Genomic DNA, 19,139 nt, shown 5'->3' on the forward strand with positions numbered 1-19,139 from the left:
GCAACACGGAGCACGCCCTGCGCGCTCCGTGTGTCATCACCGATCAAGCCACCACGATGCGCAGCGGATCGGCCGCCGCAAAGACTTCTGCGCGGTCGGCCCGTGGCGGATAGATCCATTCGGAATTGATCTGGTGCTTCAAATGCTTGGCATCCATGCCCTGCATCTTTACTTCGCGCTCCCAACCCTCCGTGTACACCGCGCCCCACGGTCCCAGGTCAAGGCACGTCACGTACTTGGGCTGGCTATAGGGAATGGCCGGCAACCCAAGCAGGTCGGCGGCCGCGTTGTGACCCGCCGAGCGGCCCAGGTTCATCGCATGCTGGCACGACATCATGGTGCGATTGCCTTCGTCGTCGGTGGCCGCACACGCCACGTCGCCTGTTGCATAGACGCCGGGCACGCCTGGCACGGCAAGATGTCGATCCACGTGCAGTCGGCCAGCCACGTCACGACTGGAAGGAATCTGTTCGGTCAGTGAACTGGCGCGCAAGCCGGCCGTCCAGATCACCGTGCTCGATTCGATGCGCTCGCCATCGTCCGTCACGATGCCGCCTTCATCCACCGAGGCAACGCCCGCACCCAGGCGCCACGCAACGCCTAGCTCGCCCAGTGCCTTTTCGATGACCGGACGCGGGCCCGCACCAAGATCGGGACCCATGGCCTCGGCGCGCTCGACGATGATCACCCGCACGTCGGCGTTTTCGCCCAATACGGCACGCAGGCGCGCCGGCATTTCCGCGGCGGTTTCGATGCCGGTGAAGCCACCGCCCGCCACGACCACGGTGTTGCGTGCAAGCGATGCGGGCCGGGACGCGAGCTGGTGGATGTGCGTTTCCAGTTCCACCGCTTCGTCGGTCTGGTCCACGCTGAAGGCGTGCTCGGCAAGGCCGGGGATAGCCGGCCGGAACAGGCGGCTGCCGCTCGCGAGCACCAGACGGTCGTAGCTCAGCGTCAGTGCCTGCTGGTCCGCGCCGATCACGTCCACGGTGCGGCTGCCCACATTGACGTGCTCGACCATGCCCTGCACGAAGTTCACGCCCACCGCGTCGAAGATCTCCGTGAGGGGCGCCCTGAAGTTGGCCGGCCCTTCTTCGTACAGGCGCGGGCGCACATGCAGGTGCGGGTCGGGAGCAATCAGGGTGATTTCCACGTCATCGCGGCCCTGTTCGTCCAGCAGCCGCGCCGCGCTCAAGGCGCTCCACATGCCGGCGAAGCCGGCACCCACAACAAGAATACGTTTGGTCATCTGGATCTCCGGTCAATGAATGCACGGCACGCGCTCGCTGTCGCATGCCGCCTTGCGCCCCGTAACTACGATTTTATGAGTCGTAGTTACGGGGCGCAAGTCACCGCCGGCTGACTCTCCATCGGTGACACCCACGCCACGGCGCCGTCAAAACTCGCTACCGGCGGCGCAATCACCAAGAAGAAAGGCCCGATCCACACGGACCGGGCCTTTGCTTTCAACACGATGTAACGGTGCTTACTGCACGGTCAGGTTCACGTCGTCGAGCACGAACGAGGTCTGCAGCGACGAGTCTTCGGAGCCGGTGAACTTCAGCGTCACCGTCTGGCCGATGTACGCGCTGAGATCGAAGCTGGCCTGCGAATAGCCCGAAGCCGCATTGAGGTTCGAATACGTCGCCAGCGTCTTCAGCACCGTGCCGCTGCTGTTGAGCACCTGCACGCTCAGCTTGTCGTACGCCGTGGTGGTGCTGGTCTCGGCGGTGTCGACATGCAGGTAGAACGTCAGCTTGGCCGAGGTCTTGCCGCTGGGGATAGCCACCTTCTGCGACACCGTGTCGGTATGCGTGCTGCCGTAGCCATCCAGCCACGCGAACCAGGTGCCGCCGTGCGCCGTCTCGCCACTGCAGGTGCTGTTGCTGCAGAGCGTGCCGGAGCTCATCGACCACGGCGTGGCCGCGCCGGTTTCGAAGCCAGGGTTCACGATGATCTGCGACGGCGTGCTGCCGCCCGATACCGTCACCGACGAGGTCTTGCTCGAGGTCTTGGCGCTCGTGCCATCCGTGACCGTTTCCGTCACGTTGTACGTGCCGGCAGCGGCATAGGTGTGGCTCGGGCTGGCTGAGGTCGAGGTGCCACCGTCGCCGAAGGTCCACGCGTACGAGGAGATGCTGCCACCCGAATCCGTGGAGCTGTCGGTGAAGGTGGCGGTGAGGCCACTGGTGACGAAGCTGAAGTTCGCCGTGGGCGTGCCGCCCGTGGTGCCGCCACCGCCACCGCCCCAGTACTGCGTCACGTAACTGTTGAACTTGGCGATGTCGAGCGAACCCCAGCCGGTGGAGTTGTCGTAACCGGCCTTCGCGGCGTAGCCATAACCGTTGTAGCCGTTGTTGCCCGACGTGACGTCATGCAGCGGCGAGGCGTCGGTCGGGAAGTGGGCGTACATGTTCTGTGTCGGCAGGCCCAGCGTGTTGTTGTTCGCCGAGAGGATGCGCGCCCAGATGCCCACGAAGATCGGCGAGGCCAGGCTGGTGCCGCCGATCTGGTACGCGGTGCCCTGGATGTAGATGTTCGCGCCGGTCGACTGGGCGGCATCGAACGCGAGGTCGGGCACCTGGCGCATCGTCACCGACGAACCCAGCGCCGTTGTCTGCCAGGCAGGAGCCGACTCGAACAGGCTCACGCCGCCACCCGTCGCCCACAGGCGCTTGTTGTTGTCGCCATTGGTGGAGTCGACGGCTGCGAGACCTTCGTTCCACACCGTTTCACCCGCCCAGGTGGTGCCACTGGTGCTCAGCGTGGTGCCGCCCACGGCCACCACGTTGGGCGAGCTGGCCGGCTCGCTCACGGAGTAGTGGCTCAGCGAGATTTCCACGGTGCCGGCCGAGTTGGTGACATAGCCTGGCGCGCCTTCGGTCGGATCGCTCGACCACTGGTACACGCCCGCATCGCCCGAGGCGATGGAGAAGGTCTGACCCTGCGCCACCGCCTGCGCGAAGATCTTGTCGTCGGCAGCCTGCGTACCGGAGCTATTGGCGGCCGATTCGTCTTCACCCAGCGAGACGTTGATCACCTTGGCGACGTTGTCGGTCACGGCGCGGTTGTACGCGGCGGTGATGGCGGCGTCGGTGAGGCAGCTGTCGTTCGCGTCGCAGTTGGGCGCGGTGTAGAAAATCAGCGTGTTCACGCCGCCCGATGTGCCGGTGATGGTCTGGCTGTCCAGGTTCCATTCGCCGTCGCCGTTCGGATCGTCTGCGTACGCGCTGGTGCCGGTCTTCACCACCTGGGTATTTACCGTGCTCATACCGGCGTTCGTGGTGAAGGTCTTGAGGTCGGTGATGGTCTGGGTGAGATCACCCCAGGTGATGATGCCGACCTTGGTGTTGGACGCGGTGGGCGTGCTGCCCACGTCGTAGATCGCAGGGAAATCCTTCGGACTGTGCGAGGTCTGCGTGCCTGTGGCCTGGATACCCACATGGTTCGCACTCACCGGCCCCTTGATGTGGTGCATGGTGTGCGGCACGTTGAGGTTCTGCAGGCCCAGCACCGAATCCACGATGCCACCCAGCGCCCCCGGCACCTGCACGGCCGAGTCGTTGGCGATGCGCTGCTTGCCGCCGTACTTGAAGGTGCGCATGGTGGTGCGGAACGCCGCGTTCACGGTGTTCGCATTGCCGTCGGCTTCCACCAGCATGTTGTTGGGTGACACGCGGACGTTGCTGAAGCCGGACTGGCTCAGGTGCGCCATGACCTGCTGCACCTGGGCGTCGGTCGGCGCATAACGGGCCTTGAACTGCGCCGGTGTCAGGAAGCGGTGGAACTGCGCGCTCGCCGGGTCGTTCACGGCGTGCAGGAACGTCTCCAGCTCATTCACGTTGCGCAGGTTCAGGCTCAGCGCCACATGCATGGGCTTGCTGGCCTCCAGCGGCGACACGGTGGCGGCATCCACCTTTGGCGAGCCGTGCATGCTCAGCGTCCAGCTGCCGCCAGCGGCGGCGGTGGTCGCCGCGGGGGTGGGCGCCACGGCATGGGTCATGGCTGCCTGCGTACGCACGCCCACCCAGCCATCGTTGGTGGTGGCGTGCAGCGAACCTGCCATGGCGACCGACATCGCCAACGGCAGCATGGCCTTGCGAATTGCCTTTCCCCGCAAATCGATACGAACAGTCATTCTTGTCTCCTTGACGTTTTTTGAGGACGAACCGACCCGATGCGGTGCGCTGCACCACATGAAAGGTTTGCGCCGCATTCGCACGGCCTCAGGTCTCGTGACTGTGTTGCGATCCGATAGGCGCCAGGACTCACCTTCCCCCTGCCATTCCATGGAACGGCATGTCCCGACGCAGACTCGCTAAACGACGCCCACCAGCGAATACCGGCGGCAGCGTCGCCAAAGGACCATCCGTCAACCCTCCCGCTCACGGATTAATTGACGCTAATCAAGAAAATTCGAAGCGTCAATCAGATCGGCGCTGCGTATAAAACGTTTTTCCGACAGCAAGTTAATGCGAAATCCGACGATTTCCCCATTAACTTCCGCAAGGCTTTCGCGAAGCTGGAGTGGCCAATTACTCAAGCTGTTTCAATACGATAAGAAAAGTGGTGACGCCCATCGCAATATGAAGAAGTGACAGGCCGATCCCGCTGCGGCGCGAGTTATATCGATTCGACTACCAGGCGTGCCTCGCGGCGGCGATCCGAAAATCACTGCACACGGCGCGAAAGTTATTGCGAAGGCCAGGAGGCCTCCGTTCGCCGGAGGCCTCACAAAGGTAAATGTGCACTGAATATCGGCAACGCAAACGCGAGGCGAATGCGCGGCACAGCACGATGCATCTCTCGTGCTGTGCCGCTTCAACCGTAGAGTGCGCGCCCCACGATCAGGGGATCGGCCAGCCCGATCGACGACGGGTCGCGATTGGCATAGGCAAGGCGATTGAGCACGTGGCGCATGGCATTGAGGCGCGCTCGCTTCTTGCAATCGGAGCGGATGACCATCCACGGCGAATCGGCCGTGTCCGTGTGCGCAAACATGGCCTCCTTGGCCTGGGTATACGCATCCCACTTGTCGAGCGAGGCCAGATCCACCGGGCTCAGCTTCCATTGCTTGAGCGGATGCAGCTTGCGCTCGTCGAACCGTCGCCGCTGTTCGGCGCGGCTCACCGAAAACCAGAACTTGAAGAGATGGATGCCGCTGTTCACCAGGTGCCGCTCGAACTCCGGCACCTGGCGCATGAACTCGTCGTACTCGGCCGGCGTGCAGAACCCCATCACGCGCTCCACGCCAGAGCGGTTGTACCAGCTGCGATCGAACAGCACGATCTCGCCCCGCGTCGGCAGATGCTGGATATAGCGCTGGAAATACCACTGCCCGCGCTCCGCTTCACTGGGCTTTTCCAGCGCCACCACGCGTGCGCCACGCGGGTTGAGGTGTTCCATGAAACGCTTGATGGTGCCGCCCTTGCCCGCCGCATCGCGCCCCTCGAACACGACAATGACGCGTTGCCCGGTTTCACGGACCCACGCCTGCAGTTTCAGCAGCTCTACCTGGAGCCGGTATTTCTGCTTCTCGTAATGGCGGCGGGACATCTTGTGTCGGTAGGGATAGTCCCCGTTGCGCCAGCCTGCCGAGAGCTCATCGTCCGGGTGGCGATGATGGACGCCACGCAGGCCAGGATCACCTTCCAGCAGCAGCTGCCGCACGCGTTCCGCATCGTCGGGAGACAAACCCTCCATGACAGTCCGCATGCTGGCATACAACGCATCGGCACCTTGTGCAGACTGCCCGACGAAGATGTCGTGCGCGCCTTCGGCCAACGCGGATCGCGCCGACGCCACCGCATGGGCAACCGTGCGCACTTCCCCGGCGTGCGTGGCCTCCCGCTGCACGGATGGAGGCGGCGTTGGGTGGGTGGTGTCAGCACTTTGGGCAACGGGTGCTGTTGCGGACGATCGTCCGGCGGGTTGGCGCGACATGCGGGAGTCCCTGCGGCAGGGTCGATGGAGAGCCGCGCCGACGGCGCGGCCGGGAAAGATCAGGACACCGATGCCTTGCGCAGGATCACGTACATCTGATCCTTCAGCAGCAGCTTCTCTTTCTTGAGCTGCTCGATGGCCAGGCCGCCTGCGGGCGTCTGGCCGGTTTCCATGTTGGCGATTTCCTGGTCCAGCGCGTTGTGGCGATGGAACAGGCGGGAGAAGTGAGGGTCACGGCTCTTGAGCGTCGTGATCAGGTCGCGGTATTCGGGAAACATGGTCGTGCTCCGGCTGGGAAAACAGGCTGCTTGTGCAGCCTGGCGCTCAGCCGGTCGGCAGGTACTGACCTTGATCAACGATGTCAGCGTGCGATGACACCCTTGCGGCGGCATCGTGGGTGCGGGCATCTGCCCACACCGGAAAAATCAGAGCATGCCGGTTTCGAGCTTGGCCGCGTCCGACATCATGGAGTGGTTCCACGGCGGATCGAACACCAGGTCCACGTCCGCTTCATTGACGGTGGGGATCAGCTCGAGCTTGGTGCGCACATCGTCCACCAGGATGTCGCCCATGCCGCAGCCGGGCGCGGTCAGCGTCATCTTCACGTAGACCTTGCGCTGGTCGGGCGAGGGGTGTTCCATGCTTACGTCGTAGACCAGGCCCAGCTCCACCACGTTGATGGGGATCTCCGGATCGAACACGGTGCGCAGCTGCTGCCACACCAGTGCTTCCACGTCGGCATCGCTGGCGTCGCTGGCCAGTTCGATCGGCGGCGGCGGCTCTTTGCCCAGCGCATCGGCATCGTTGCCGGCGATGCGGAACAGGTTGCCTTCCACGTACACCGTGAAGCTGCCGCCCAGGGCCTGGGTGATGTAGCCGATCTGGCCGGCGGGCAGGCTCACCGTTTCGCCCTGCGGCACCATGACTGCCTGACAGTCACGCTCCAGGGTGAAGGGCTCGCTGCTAAGACTGAAACCGCTCATGCCGATCCTGCCGAATCTCGTCGATGGGCGAGGCAAAGCGCCACGCCAAGCTGTCTATTATGCCGGTTGACGCCCGGCCATGCCCGTTCACATCAGGTCGGGGCTGGCCAATCTCAAGGGCGACGCCGCTTTCCGGCGTTTCAGCCCCGGGACAGCCAGGCCGCCCGGCGCGGTATCATGGGGGTTTTACGCCCGGGAAAAACCGTGTCCGCAGTCCACTCCGTCACTCGCCACGCATGAAGATGCGGTCCGTCTTCTCGATGCTGTTTGCGCTGGTGAGCGCCCTGATGCTGGGGCTGGCCGCTGGCGCCATGTGGATGGTTCCCACGCTGTATTCCCAGCGTGCCCTGCCGTGGCTCGCCCTGCCGTTGGGTTGGCTGCTGGGCAAGGCGGTGCGCCATTGGGTGCGCCCCGCCGGCGGCAACGCTGCCATCCTCGCCGCCTTCGCCACGTTCGCTGCGGTGTTGTACGTCAATGTGCTGATGGCCGCGGCTCGCATTGCCGGCCTGATGGGCCTGGGGCTGGTCGACTCGCTGCGCACCGCCGGTCCGCGCATGCTGCTTCAGCTGGCCGAACTGAGCTGCTCGCCCACCGACGATGTCTGGTTCATCGCCAGCATGGGCCTGGCCGCTTTCATTGCCCTGCGTCCCGCGCACCAGCCGAAGGCTGGCGACTGAGGGAACACCTCAGCCGTCCAGCGACTTGAGCTCGGCCACCAGCTGGCTCGCCGCTGCCTGGCCATCGCCATAGAGCATGCGGGCGTTGTCGGCATAGAACAGCGCGTTTTCAATGCCGGCAAAACCGGTGCCCTTGCCGCGCTTCACCACGATCACTTGCCTGGCGTTGGCCACATCCAGGATGGGCATGCCATAGATGGGCGATGACGGGTCGGTCTTGGCCAGCGGGTTCACCACGTCGTTGGCGCCGATCACCAGGGCCACGTCGGTCTGCGGGAACTCGGGGTTGATGTCATCCATGTCGGCGATCAGGTCGTAGGGCACGCCCGCTTCCGCCAGCAGCACGTTCATGTGGCCGGGCATGCGCCCCGCCACCGGGTGGATGGCGAACTTCACCTTCACCCCGCGCTCGATCAACAGCTTGGCGAATTCCCACACCTTGTGCTGCGCCTGCGCCACGGCCATGCCGTAGCCCGGAACGATCACCACGCGCTCGGCGTAAGCCATCATCACGGCCGCGTCGCTGGCCTCGATCGGCTTCTGGGCGCCATCGATGGCCTGGCCGGCGGCACCGCTGGCGCCGAAGCTGCCGAACAGCACGTTGCCGATGGAGCGGTTCATCGCCTTTGCCATCAGCTGGGTAAGCAGCGTGCCCGCCGCACCCACCACGGTGCCCGCGATGATCATCGCCTCGTTCTGCAGCACGAAGCCCTCGAACGCCACGGCCAGGCCGGTGAAGGCGTTATAGAGGGAGATCACCACCGGCATGTCGGCCCCGCCGATGGGCAGGGTCATCATCAGGCCGAACAGCAGGGCCAGCACGAAGAAGGCCACGATCAGCGGTTCGGTCAGCTGACCGCTGGCGATCATGCCCCCCAGCACCACCGCGGCCGCCAGCACCAGCATGTTCACCACGCGCTGGCCGGGGAACACGAAGCGTTTGTCCAGCCAGCCCTGCAGCTTGGCAAAGGCAATCAGCGAACCGGAGAAGCTGACCGAGCCGATCAGCGCGCCCAGTACGGCCAGCGCCAGCTGTGCGGTGTTCGGGGCGTCGCCGCTGGCGGTGAACTGCCCGCCGTCGAGCATCGTGACGGACCGGCCCGCATAGCTGAACAGCTCGGCCGCGCCGATGGCCGCCGCCGCACCGCCGCCCATGCCGTTGTAGAGCGCCACCATCTGGGGCATCGCCGTCATGGCGACCCGCCGGCCCGACCACCAGGCGGCCGACACGCCGATCAGCACCGCCGCCAGGATCAGCCCCCGGTTATGCATGTCCGGCAGGGCGAAGGTGGCCAGCACGGCCACCAGCATGCCCACGCCCGCCCACACGATGCCGCCCCGAGCGGAGCGCGGGGAACTCATGCGTTTGAGACCGAGGATGAACAGCAGGGCAGCGAGGAAGTAACAGGCCTTGATCACGTCAGGCAGCCAGGCCATTACTTCGCCTCCTTGCCGGGGGCGGGCTTGCTGGCCTTGAACATCTCCAGCATCCGTTCAGTCACCACGTAACCGCCGGCCGCGTTGCCGGCACCCAGTAGTACGCCAACGAATCCGATGACCACCTCGAAAGGGGTCTGGGCATGGCCTAGCGCTATCATGGCGCCCACCAGCACAATGCCGTGGATGAAATTTGAACCGGACATCAACGGCGTGTGGAGAATCACCGGTACCCGGGCGATGATCTCGTACCCCGTGAAAGCAGCCAGCATAAAGATGTAGAGCGCCAGGAAACCATCGATCATGACCCCTCCCCGCCAGAACATCGGTGTAACCGCACTATACGGTTGCGGGTCAACGCGCGCGAGCCTCGGACGTTGATATCCAAGGACGTACCGATGGAGTCTCAGGATGGCCGATCCGATGAAACGGACGATGGCGGCATGAACAGCGCCGTGTCCACCCTTGATGCCGACCTGCTGCTCGAAGACGTCCGGGCGGTACCCGCTTCCATGGACGCTTTCCTGGCCCAAGTGGAGCGCCGCGCCTTCCGCATGGCCGAGCTGAACCTCGGTCACCGCGAGGATGCGCTGGACGCCGTCCAAGACGCCATGCTCAGGCTCGTCAAGCATTACAGCGACAAACCAGCCCAGGAATGGACGCCCCTGTTCTGGGGCATCCTGCGCCGGCGCATCGTGGACCTGCAGCGCCGCCGCAAGGTGCGCTCGATCATGGTGGGCTGGCTGGGCGGACGGGACGAAGACGGCGAGGATCTCCCCATGTGGGAGCCGGCAGACAACGGCCCGGGCCCGCTGGAGCGGCTGACCGACTCCCAGTCGTACGCGGACATGGCAGCGGCCGTGAAACTGCTGCCCCAGCGCCAGCGCGAGGCTTTCATGCTGCGCGTGCTGGAAGGCCTGGACGTGGCGGAGACCGCGCAGGCCATGGGTTGTTCGGAAGGGAGTGTCAAAACACATCTGTCGCGCGCGCTGCAACGCTTGCGTGACCAACTGGAGGACTGGCGATGAACGCGCCTGACAACCACCTCGAACGCCGCGCCCGCGAGCTGTATCGCGAGGCCGCGGTCCAGCTTGACCCGGCCATGGCCGCGCGTCTGCGCGCTGCCCGTCGGGACGCGTTGGCCAGCCCGCGGGACTCGTGGGCGCACCGCTTGCTGCAGCTGCTGCTACCGGCAGGGGCCTTCGCGGCCATTGCCTTTGTCGCCCTGTTCCTGTCTTCGCCGGTGCAGCGACCGACCTCGGCCGCCCCCACCGTCATGCAGGCCGCCGATACTGAAGGCGAGCTGCCGCCGGACGCGGCTGCTGCCGACCCGACGCTGTATCAGAACATGGAGTTCTATGGATGGCTGGCCAAGAATGGCGACAGCGAGGCGAGCAGGTAACCATGCGTCGATGCCGTGTTTTCGCCTCGCTGCTTTTCGTCCTCGGACTCAGCGGCATCGCCACCAGCGCCTTGGCCCAGCAGCTCCCCCCGCCGGGATCGCCGGGGGCTTTTCCGCCCCCACCGCCGGGAGCCTTTCCCCCTGGCCCTCCGGGCATGCCGCCCGGACCGCCGCCGCAGGCGCGCCCGTGGCAGAGCCTGTCGCCGGATGAGCGCGACATTCTTGCCCCGCTGGCCGACAAGTGGAACTCCTACCCGCCGGACCGCCAGGCGCGGATGCTGCAGCGTGCCCAGCAGTGGAAATCGCTGCCGCCCGACCAGCGCGCGGAGATTCGCCAGCGCATCGACCAGTGGCAGAAGATGACGCCGCAGCAGCGCGAGCAGGCCCGCGAGAACAGCAAGCGCTTCCAGGAACTTCCGCCGCAGGAGCGCGAGCAGCTGCACGCGGCCTTCCAGCGTTTCCAGCAGTTGCCGCCGGACCAGCGTGAGCAGCTGCTGCGCCAGTGGCACCACGACATGCGCGACCAACCGATGGGCCCGCCGCCCAAGGGGCCGCGGCACTGAAAAAAGCCCTGCTTGCGCAGGGCTTTTTTTATGGGCTCAGGTGGCGTGGAGCGGAGCGGATCAACCCTGGAACTGGGCCTGGCCGTCGCGGGTGACGCAGCTCTTGGCCACCAGCTCGTCGTTGAAATCGGGGGCCAGCGTGCCGCCCTGGATCAGCAGCTCGACGAAGTTGTACACGTTGCGCGCGATCATTTCCGACGCATGCAGCGGCGCGCCGGCGGGCAGGTTCAGCGGCCCAAGGATCACCACGCCCTGATGCTCCACGCGCTGGCCCGGCTGGGTCAGCTCGCAGTTGCCGCCGCCCTCGGCCGCCAGATCCACGATCAATGCGCCCGGCTTCATGCCATCGACCATGGTGCGCGTCACGATCTTCGGTGACGGACGCCCCGGCACGGCGGCGGTGGTCACGATCACATCGACACTCTTGAGGTGCTCGGCCAGCGCCTGCTGCTGTGCCTGGCGCTCCTCGGCGGTGAGCTCGCGCGCATAACCGCCGCTGCCGGCGGCGCTCACGCCGAGCTCGATGAATTTCGCACCCAGCGACTCCACCTGCTCGCGCGTTTCCGGACGCACGTCGTAGCCCTCGGTCTGCGCACCCAGGCGGCGCGCGGTGGCAATGGCCTGCAGGCCCGCCACGCCCGCGCCGATCACCAGCACGCGCGACGGCCGGATGGTGCCCGCCGCGGTGGTGAGCATGGGAAAGAATTTCGGCGAGGCCTCGGCGGCAATCAGCATGGCGCGATAGCCCGCCACTGCGGCCTGTGAACTCAGCACGTCCATCGCCTGTGCACGCGTGGTGCGCGGCAGCAGCTCCAGCGAGAACGCGGTCAGGCGGCGCTTGCCCATCGCCTCGATGCGCGCGGCGGCGCCATAGGGACGCAGCTGGCCAACCACCACGGCACCTTCGCGCAGGCGCGGCCACACGCTGTCATCGGGGGGAAGCACGCAGGCGAACACGTCGGCCTGGGCCAGCACGCTGTCCGCATCGGCAAACTCCACGTCCGCATAGGTATCGTCGGGAAAACCGGCCGCTGCACCGGCACCGCGCTCCAGCAGCACGCGCACGTCCTTGCCGCGCAGTTTCTTCGCCACTTCCGGTGTGATCGCCACGCGCCGTTCGCCGGCGGCGGTTTCGCGCAATGCAGCCACGGTGATCGGCATCGTGCATCCCCTGCGGAAAGGTTCCCGCATCCTACCTGAGCGCCTGCGGCGTCGACCACCTGGCCCTTGCAGTCCCTGCTCCAAGGGAGTTAACTGGCCCGCCACCGGTACGAAAACCGCCCTGGGCGACCGTAAGCGAACACCGCCCCGGGGACAGCGTATTGATGGGGATCCCGCCATGGAGATCCCGATGACTGCTGTCGTTGTTCCCGATGTCCTGCTGAACCTGGCGCGCCAGGCGCGCGAAAACGCCTATGCGCCCTACTCCCGCTTCCTGGTCGGCGCCGCGCTGCTCACCCACGATGGCCGCCACTTCACCGGCTGCAACGTGGAGAACGCCTCTTACGGCCTGTGCAACTGCGCCGAGCGCACCGCCTTGTTTGCTGCGGTGGCTGCCGGCTGCCGTCCTGGCGATTTCGCTGCCATCGCGGTGATCGGCAGTACTGCCGGCCCGATCAGCCCCTGCGGCGCCTGTCGCCAGGTGATGTCCGAGCTGTGCGACGAGACCATGCCGGTGTGGCTGGGCAATCTCGACGGCGCCGTGCAGGAAACCACGGTGGAGGCGTTGCTGCCGGGGTCGTTCCGGCTGGCAAGTTGCGGGCACGGGTCGCTTCACTCGCCAGCCCCCGCGCTTTAGCATCCACGGTTTGGCTTTGCGGACCGCCCCATGTCCTCTCCCCTTTCCCTGCTGCAACAACGCCACTCCGCCCCCTCGCGCCAACTCGGTGAACCCGGCCCGGACGAGGCCACGCTGAAGGCGCTGCTGGAGGCCGCGATCCGCGTGCCGGACCACGGCAAGCTCCAACCGTTTCGCCTGATTCTGTTGCAGGGCCAGGCCAAGCTCGATTTCGGCCAGCGCCTGGCCGAGCTGTCGTTGCGCGTCAACCCGAACATGGCTGATGCCAAGCGCGAGAAGGACCGCACCCGCTACGACTTCGCCCCGCTGGTGGTAACCGTGGTCGCGCGCATCGATGCGTCGAGCACGGTGCCGGTGATCGAGCAGCAACTCAGCGCGGGCTGCGTGGCCTACAACCTGCTGCTGGGTGCCGGGGCGCTCGGCTTCGGCGCGCAGTGGCTGACCGGCTGGGCGGCGTACAACCGCGAGGCGGCGGCCATCCTCGGCCTGAAGGACAACGAGCAGGTGATCGGTTTCGTGCATATCGGCACGCCACAGATCGACGTGCCCGACCGTGAGCGACCGGTACTCGGCGAGGTGGTCAGCACGTGGACACCATGAGCCGTCCAGCCGTCCATCTGATCGACGGCAGCCTGTATGTGTTTCGCGCCTGGCATTCGATGCCGGACGAATTCCATGATGCGGACGGCCACCCGGTCAACGCCGTGCACGGCTTCACGCGTTTCCTCTGCGAACTGCTGGAACGGGTGAAGCCCGAGCACCTGGCGGTGGCGTTCGATGCGTCGCTCACCACCTCGTTCCGCAATGCCATCTACCCCGCTTACAAGGCCAACCGCGAACTGCCGCCGCCCGACCTGGAACGCCAGTTCGTGCTGTGCCGCGAAGTCGCGCTGGCGTTGGGCGTGCCGGTACTGATCGATCACACCTACGAAGCCGACGACCTGATCGGCAGCGCGCTGTGGACCTTCCGTGGGCACGGTTTCCGCAGCGTCATCGTTTCCGCGGACAAGGACTTCGGCCAGCTGCTGGGCGACGACGATGAGCAGTGGGACTACGCACGCAACCTGCGCTGGGGCCCGGCGGGCGTACATGAAAAGCTTGGCGTGCATCCGCACCAGGTGGCCGACTACCTGGCGCTCTGCGGCGATGCCGTCGACAACATTCCCGGCGTGCCGGGCGTCGGCGCAAAAACCGCGGCGGCGCTGCTGGCCCACTTCGGCAACCTCGATGCACTGCTCGATCGCGTGGACGAGGTGCCCTTCCTGCGCCTGCGCGGCGCGGCCAGCTGTGCCGTCAAGCTGCGCGAGCATGCGGAAGCCGCACGCCTTTATCGCCGCCTGACCCGTATCGCCCTGGATGCGCCGGTGCCGCTGGAAGCCGATGCCCTGCGTCGCCAGCGCGGCGAGACGGGGGTGATGGATGCGCTGTGCGAGCGGCTGCGCTTCGGGCCGCTCACGCGGACGCGGTTGCGGGCGTTGCTGGCCTGACCAGCCACACGGCGTCACCCCATGCCTGTAGGAGCGCACTTGTGCGCGACCGCAGAGGCGCGGCGCACCCCTGTCATTCAAGAAACACTTTGATGTGTAGGAGCGCACCCTGTGCGCGACCGGCATAGGAATGGGCACCATGCCATGCGGTGGTCGCGCACAAGTGCGCTCCTACAAAAGTCGTACGGGGGCGCGCCAGCACCGGGCGTGCAGCTCGCGGTAGCATGTCACGCATGCAAGGCGTCCCCTCCACGTTCCCGTCGCAACGCGACGAGGCCGAATTCCGTCTGGCGGCCCATCGGCCGGGCGTGGAGCTGTATCGGGCGCACATCGTGCGCCATGCCTTCGATCCACATACCCATGACGGTTTTGGCCTGGGCGCCATCGAATCGGGCGTGGAACGCTTTCGCTACCGCGGCGCGGACCATCTCGCGCCCGCCGACTCGGTGGTGATGATGAATCCCGACGAGCTGCACACGGGGCGCGCCGAAACCGAAGGCGGCTGGCATTACCGCATGGCGTACATCGAGCCGTCCGTGGTGGCCGAAGTCACCGGCGAGGCAGGATGGTGGTTCGACGACGTGGTGCGCGAAGACCTGCCCAGCGCACTGCGCGTCACCCAGTTGCTCAACGCGCTGTGGCAGGTGCGCGAACCGCTGGCCTTCGACAGCATGCTGTACGAACTGCTGGGGCTGTTCCGCCGCCATGCGCAGGTGCCACGCAAGGCCACGGATGGTGCGCCGGCGCGATTCGCGCCCGTGGTGGAATACCTGCATGCGAATCTCGCACAGCGGCTGACGCTGGATGAACTCGCGGCAGTAGCCGGCCTGAGCCCCTTTCATTTCCTGCGGCAGTTCCAGTCACAGCATCACGCCACGCCCCAGCAGATGCTGATGGCGTTCCGCCTGGCCGAGGCCAAGCGGCAGCTGTCGCGTGGGCAACCGCCGGCGGACGTCGCAGCCGCGGTGGGCCTGGCCGACCAGGCACATCTCACCCGGGCATTTGCGCGACGTTACGGGGTGACGCCGGCGAAGTATCAGCGCGCGTTGCGCGGTTAGGCGTCCGTATCCTCGACTCTGTAGGAGCTCGCTTGCGCGCGACTGGACTGCCGGTTGATCGTAGGGGAGCGGAGAGTCGTGGCTCCGCGGTCGCGCGCAAGCGCGCTCCTACAAAGAATTGCGCCACCCGCAATCTGGTACAAGACCGCGCCACGCGATTAGGCCACGCTGCGGCCCATGTGGACAGGCATTCTCTACGCACTCGCCGCCGGCCTCATGTGGGGCCTGGTGTTCGTCAGCCCGCTGTTGCTGCCGGAGTATCCGGCGGCGCTGCAATCGGTGGGCCGTTACCTCGCCTTCGGCGTCATCGCGCTGCCGCTGGGCTGGATGGACCGGCGCGCCCTGCGCATGCTTGGCCGCGCGGACTGGCTGGAGGCACTCAAGCTCGCCGCCGTGGGCAACTTGCTCTATTACCTCTGCCTGGCCAGCGCGATACAGCTGGCCGGCGCGCCACTGCCGACGATGATCATCGGCACGCTGCCGGTGGTGATCGCCATTACCGCGAACCTGCGCGATGCGCATCGCGATGGCCGGCTGCCATGGCTGTCGCTGGCGCCGTCGCTGGTGCTGATCGCGCTGGGCATCACCTGCGTGAACCGGGCGGAGCTGGCCGCACTCGATCATCCGTCGAGCGCCGAGCTCTGGCGCTATGCGCGAGGCGCCCTGCTCGCCATCGGCGCGGTGGTGTGCTGGACGTGGTATCCGCTGCGCAATGCCGACTGGTTGCGCCGCCACCCCGAACGCAGCCCGCGCACCTGGGCAACGGCACAAGGGCTGGCCACGCTGCCGCTCGCGTTGGGCGGCTATGCGGTGGTGTGGTCGTTGATGAAGATCAGCGGCAACCCGTTCGCGATGCCGTTGGGTCCGCATCCATGGCGATTCGTGGGGCTGATGGCCGCCATCGGCCTGTTCGCCTCATGGCTGGGCACGCTGTGCTGGAACGCCGCGAGCCAGCGCCTGCCGACGGCGCTGGTGGGGCAGCTGATCGTGTTCGAGACCCTGGCCGCGCTTTCCTATGCCTACGTGCTGCGCGGCCAGCCGCCCGGCCCGCTCACACTGGCTGGCGTGGCCCTGCTGGTGGCCGGCGTGGCGCTGGCGGTGCGCATCAAGCCGCGACCGGTCGAATTGTCTGTGGAATGAGGGTTCCCAAAGGTTGTTCCTGACACATCGGCACGGGCAACATGCAGTCTTCCGAACCCGCCGTGATCCTGCCGATGAATCATCCTGACTCCCGTATTCCCAGCGACGCCAGCGCGCCGGTGGAAACCCTCCATGTCGGCAAGTGGCTGAGCCTGCGCAAGCGCGGGCGCTGGGAATATGCCGAGCGCAACAACCCCGGTGGCGCGGTGATCATTCTGGCGGTCACGCCGGAGGACAAGGTGCTGTTCGTCGAGCAGTACCGCGTCTCCATCCTCAAACACACCATCGAGATGCCTGCCGGCCTGGTGGGTGACCTTCACGAGCACGGCGATGAAGACGCCATGCTGGCCGCCGGTCGCGAGCTGGAAGAGGAAACCGGCTATCGCTGCGGCCGGCTGGAATTCGTGCATGAAGGCCCGTCGTCCTCGGGCATGAGCACCGAGATGATCGCCTTCGTGCGCGCCTGGGATCTGGTCAAGGTGGGTCCGGGCGGCGGTGACGAGTCCGAGAACATCATCGTGCACGAGGTGCCGCGCACGCAGGCCGGCGAGTGGCTGTTCGCCCGCGCGGCCGAGGGTTACTCGATCGATCCCAAGCTGTTCGCCGGCCTGTGGTTCATCGAGCACACCGGCGAGAAAGCGCGAAGCTGAACGCATCGTCGCGCCGGGGCTAAAGAAACCTGGGGAGCCGCCGATCTGAGTCATGTCGAACCTTTGCGACTGACCACATCACGGACCCCCTTTCATGAAGAAGACCCTGATTGCCGCTGCCCTGTTCCTGTCTGCTCCGCTGGCTGCCCACGCTGCCTGCGCACCGACCGATTTCCAGGTGCAGGACTTCAAGATGAAGCTCGTCGGCGCTGGCGCCGCCGCCCGCCTGAGCCTGACCGGCCAGCTGGTGAACCACTGCGCCGAAGCCGCCGCCGCCCAGATCACCATCGATGCCAAGGACGGTTCCGGCAAGGTCCTGGCCACCAAGAAGGGCTGGCCGGCCGGCACCACCAACATCGCCCCGGGCCAGTCGGTGGATTTCGACCTGGGCCGCCTGTTCCGCTTCGATCCCGAAATGCAGCAGTACACCGTCGGCGTGGCCGACGTGCGCACCTGGTAACCACCGTTGCCGGTGGCATGCCCTGCGTTCTGATTTGTTTCTTTTCAGGCCCCGTTTCGGGGCCTTTTTTTGGCTGCGACCCGGCCAAACCGGGCGACAAGTGTGACGCAGTTCAAGTTTTCGGACTCTTGTCCGATATGCTGGGGGACTCAGTGACAGCCTTACAGGAGGCTCAGGGCACCCCCATGGCCAGACGGGTGCCCTGGTATCAGCGAGCGCCATGCACCTAGACATTCCAACCTTGACGATTGTCAGTCTGCTGATGGGCATTGCCGCGTCAGTGGGCTTTACGTCGTTGATGGCGGTCATGAACACGCAGAAGGTCCTGCGCATCTGGGTAGCCAGCATCTGGATCAACACGTTGGGCATCACCCTGATCGGGCTGCGCAACCATATTCCGGACGTCCTCTCGATCGTGCTCGGCAACGGCCTGCTGGTCACGGGCAACATCCTCACCCTTCGTGGCATCAAGCAGCACCTGGGCCGGCCCATGCGCTGGCGCTGGCCAATCCTGCTTGCGCTGGTCTACACCGGCGCCATCGCGTGGTTCGCCTTTGGCACGCCCAACCTCGGCGCGCGGCTGCTCGCCGGCAGCCTGCAGGCCATGGCGTTCAACCTTGCCTACGCTTACCTGCTGCTGCGCTACGCCGAACCAGACATCCGCAAGAGCTGCCGCATCGCCGGCGTGGTGCTGCTGGTCAACGGCCTGTTCTATCTCGTGCGGTCCTTCGTGCCGATGAATCCCGAGGCCAGCCAGAACCTGATGCTGGCGGGCGTACCGGTGGCCGCCACCTATGTCATCGGGATCCTCACCACGCTGGCCTCCTACTTCGCCCTGCTGCAGCTGATCACCGAACGGCTGATGGTGGATCTGCGCCGCGCGGCGCGCACGGACGGGCTCACCGGCCTGCTCAACCGCAGCGCCATCGTGGCGGAAGGCCGTGAAGCGCTGGAGCGCTGCCAGGAGCGGGGGCAATCGTTCGCGCTGATGATCTTCGACCTCGACTACTTCAAGCAGATCAACGACCGCTGGGGCCACGACGCGGGCGACGCGGTGTTGCGCCACGTATCGCAGCAGCTGCGTGAGGCGATCCAGTGGCCGCACTACCTGTCCAGCCGCTACGGCGGCGAGGAATTCGTTGTCGCCCTGCCCGGCGCCACGCTGGACCAGGGGTTGGCCGCAGCCGAACGGCTGCGTCATGCGCTGGCCCATTCGCACGCACGCTTCAGCAACCAGAGCATCCCGGTCACCGCCAGCATCGGCGTGGCCGTGGCCCGATCGGGCACACGCTTCGAACACCTGGTGCGGCAAGCCGACCACGCCATGTACCGCAGCAAGTCCGACGGTCGCAACGGTGTAAGCGCTGCCGATGACCTCGGCGGCCGGCTGGCGCAGGCCGGCGACTCCCGCTGCTGACGGGCGCGTCCCCCGGCGACGCCGGGACTGACCATCTGGCTGATACGTTTCAGAAAAGCCCTACAGGCTTCTGAAATCCCCTGTCCCTCGCCTGTCGGGATTCTCGGCTATGCTGCCTGCGCTT

20 protein-coding genes are annotated in these 19,139 nt (G+C 66.0%); 12 read left to right on the top strand and 8 right to left on the bottom strand.

Features of this window, described 5'->3' with window-relative positions:
* Window positions 1–43: 43 nt before the first annotated feature.
* From H8F01_RS05120 to sufT, 5 genes are all read right to left on the bottom strand, one after another.
* Window positions 44–1,249, bottom strand: coding sequence for an NAD(P)/FAD-dependent oxidoreductase (locus tag H8F01_RS05120; protein WP_187057955.1), 1,206 nt, complete (start codon window positions 1,247–1,249; stop codon window positions 44–46).
* 237 nt (window positions 1,250–1,486) lie between these two features.
* A complete protein-coding gene (locus H8F01_RS05125) occupies window positions 1,487–4,138 on the bottom strand; it encodes a protease pro-enzyme activation domain-containing protein (protein WP_238481153.1) in 2,652 nt (883 codons plus the stop codon).
* Between the two features lie 683 nt (window positions 4,139–4,821).
* Entirely contained in the window at window positions 4,822–5,826 is a 1,005-nt protein-coding gene (gene ppk2, locus H8F01_RS05130; protein ID WP_222615724.1) for a polyphosphate kinase 2, read from the bottom strand.
* A 176-nt stretch (window positions 5,827–6,002) separates the two neighbouring features.
* Window positions 6,003–6,221: an HP1242/YdcH family protein gene (locus tag H8F01_RS05135; RefSeq protein WP_187057957.1), complete on the bottom strand. Its 219-nt coding sequence runs from the start codon at window positions 6,219–6,221 to the stop codon at window positions 6,003–6,005.
* Between the two features lie 147 nt (window positions 6,222–6,368).
* Window positions 6,369–6,926: a putative Fe-S cluster assembly protein SufT gene (sufT, locus tag H8F01_RS05140; RefSeq protein ID WP_187057958.1), complete on the bottom strand. Its 558-nt coding sequence runs from the start codon at window positions 6,924–6,926 to the stop codon at window positions 6,369–6,371.
* A gap of 242 nt (window positions 6,927–7,168) precedes the next feature.
* On the opposite strand from sufT, the gene H8F01_RS05145 reads away from it, so the two are divergent.
* Entirely contained in the window at window positions 7,169–7,603 is a 435-nt protein-coding gene (locus H8F01_RS05145; protein WP_238481154.1) for a hypothetical protein, read from the top strand.
* 9 nt (window positions 7,604–7,612) lie between these two features.
* On the opposite strand, the gene H8F01_RS05150 is transcribed toward H8F01_RS05145, so the two are convergent.
* Window positions 7,613–9,040, bottom strand: coding sequence for an NAD(P)(+) transhydrogenase (Re/Si-specific) subunit beta (locus H8F01_RS05150; protein ID WP_187057960.1), 1,428 nt, complete (start codon window positions 9,038–9,040; stop codon window positions 7,613–7,615).
* The gene (locus H8F01_RS05155; protein WP_187057961.1) at window positions 9,040–9,345 is read right to left on the bottom strand and encodes an NAD(P) transhydrogenase subunit alpha part 2; all 306 of its coding nucleotides are present in this window, start codon (window positions 9,343–9,345) and stop codon (window positions 9,040–9,042) included. The genes H8F01_RS05150 and H8F01_RS05155 overlap by 1 nt, the downstream gene beginning before the upstream one ends.
* Window positions 9,346–9,483: 138 nt before the next feature.
* Here H8F01_RS05155 and H8F01_RS05160 point away from each other — a divergent pair, with 138 nt between their 5' ends.
* The 3 genes from H8F01_RS05160 to H8F01_RS05170 all read left to right on the top strand — a co-directional run bounded on the left by H8F01_RS05160 (window position 9,484) and on the right by H8F01_RS05170 (window position 11,005).
* A complete protein-coding gene (locus H8F01_RS05160; RefSeq protein ID WP_187059163.1) occupies window positions 9,484–10,068 on the top strand; it encodes an RNA polymerase sigma factor in 585 nt (194 codons plus the stop codon).
* Window positions 10,065–10,442, top strand: coding sequence for a hypothetical protein (locus H8F01_RS05165; RefSeq protein ID WP_187057962.1), 378 nt, complete (start codon window positions 10,065–10,067; stop codon window positions 10,440–10,442). Before H8F01_RS05160 ends, H8F01_RS05165 begins: the two co-directional genes overlap by 4 nt.
* Window positions 10,443–10,597: 155 nt before the next feature.
* Window positions 10,598–11,005: a DUF3106 domain-containing protein gene (locus H8F01_RS05170; protein WP_238481155.1), complete on the top strand. Its 408-nt coding sequence runs from the start codon at window positions 10,598–10,600 to the stop codon at window positions 11,003–11,005.
* Between the two features lie 60 nt (window positions 11,006–11,065).
* Here the strand turns inward: H8F01_RS05170 and H8F01_RS05175 are convergent, their stop codons facing one another.
* Window positions 11,066–12,166 carry an NAD(P) transhydrogenase subunit alpha gene (locus tag H8F01_RS05175; protein ID WP_187057964.1) on the bottom strand — a complete coding sequence of 367 codons (1,101 nt, stop codon included), beginning with the start codon at window positions 12,164–12,166 and terminating at the stop codon, window positions 11,066–11,068.
* A 190-nt stretch (window positions 12,167–12,356) separates the two neighbouring features.
* Between H8F01_RS05175 and H8F01_RS05180 the strand changes: the two genes are divergently transcribed.
* From H8F01_RS05180 to H8F01_RS05215, 8 genes are all read left to right on the top strand, one after another.
* On the top strand, window positions 12,357–12,803 hold the full coding sequence (locus tag H8F01_RS05180; RefSeq protein WP_187057965.1) for a cytidine deaminase: 447 nt from the start codon (window positions 12,357–12,359) through the stop codon (window positions 12,801–12,803).
* A 30-nt stretch (window positions 12,804–12,833) separates the two neighbouring features.
* A complete protein-coding gene (locus H8F01_RS05185; RefSeq protein WP_187057966.1) occupies window positions 12,834–13,403 on the top strand; it encodes a nitroreductase family protein in 570 nt (189 codons plus the stop codon).
* Window positions 13,400–14,290, top strand: a complete 891-nt coding sequence (locus tag H8F01_RS05190; RefSeq protein ID WP_187057967.1) for a 5'-3' exonuclease — start codon at window positions 13,400–13,402, stop codon at window positions 14,288–14,290. The genes H8F01_RS05185 and H8F01_RS05190 overlap by 4 nt, the downstream gene beginning before the upstream one ends.
* 233 nt (window positions 14,291–14,523) lie before the next feature.
* Window positions 14,524–15,348, top strand: a complete 825-nt coding sequence (locus H8F01_RS05195) for an AraC family transcriptional regulator (protein WP_187057968.1) — start codon at window positions 14,524–14,526, stop codon at window positions 15,346–15,348.
* Between the two features lie 177 nt (window positions 15,349–15,525).
* Window positions 15,526–16,488, top strand: a complete 963-nt coding sequence (locus H8F01_RS05200; protein ID WP_187057969.1) for a DMT family transporter — start codon at window positions 15,526–15,528, stop codon at window positions 16,486–16,488.
* A 74-nt stretch (window positions 16,489–16,562) separates the two neighbouring features.
* Window positions 16,563–17,138, top strand: coding sequence for an NUDIX hydrolase (locus H8F01_RS05205; protein WP_187059164.1), 576 nt, complete (start codon window positions 16,563–16,565; stop codon window positions 17,136–17,138).
* Between the two features lie 94 nt (window positions 17,139–17,232).
* Window positions 17,233–17,598 carry a hypothetical protein gene (locus H8F01_RS05210; RefSeq protein ID WP_187057970.1) on the top strand — a complete coding sequence of 122 codons (366 nt, stop codon included), beginning with the start codon at window positions 17,233–17,235 and terminating at the stop codon, window positions 17,596–17,598.
* Between the two features lie 241 nt (window positions 17,599–17,839).
* A complete protein-coding gene (locus tag H8F01_RS05215) occupies window positions 17,840–19,015 on the top strand; it encodes a GGDEF domain-containing protein (protein WP_187057971.1) in 1,176 nt (391 codons plus the stop codon).
* Window positions 19,016–19,139 lie beyond the last annotated feature (124 nt).

This window comes from Dyella telluris (genome assembly GCF_014297575.1).
Lineage (GTDB): Bacteria > Pseudomonadota > Gammaproteobacteria > Xanthomonadales > Rhodanobacteraceae > Dyella > Dyella telluris.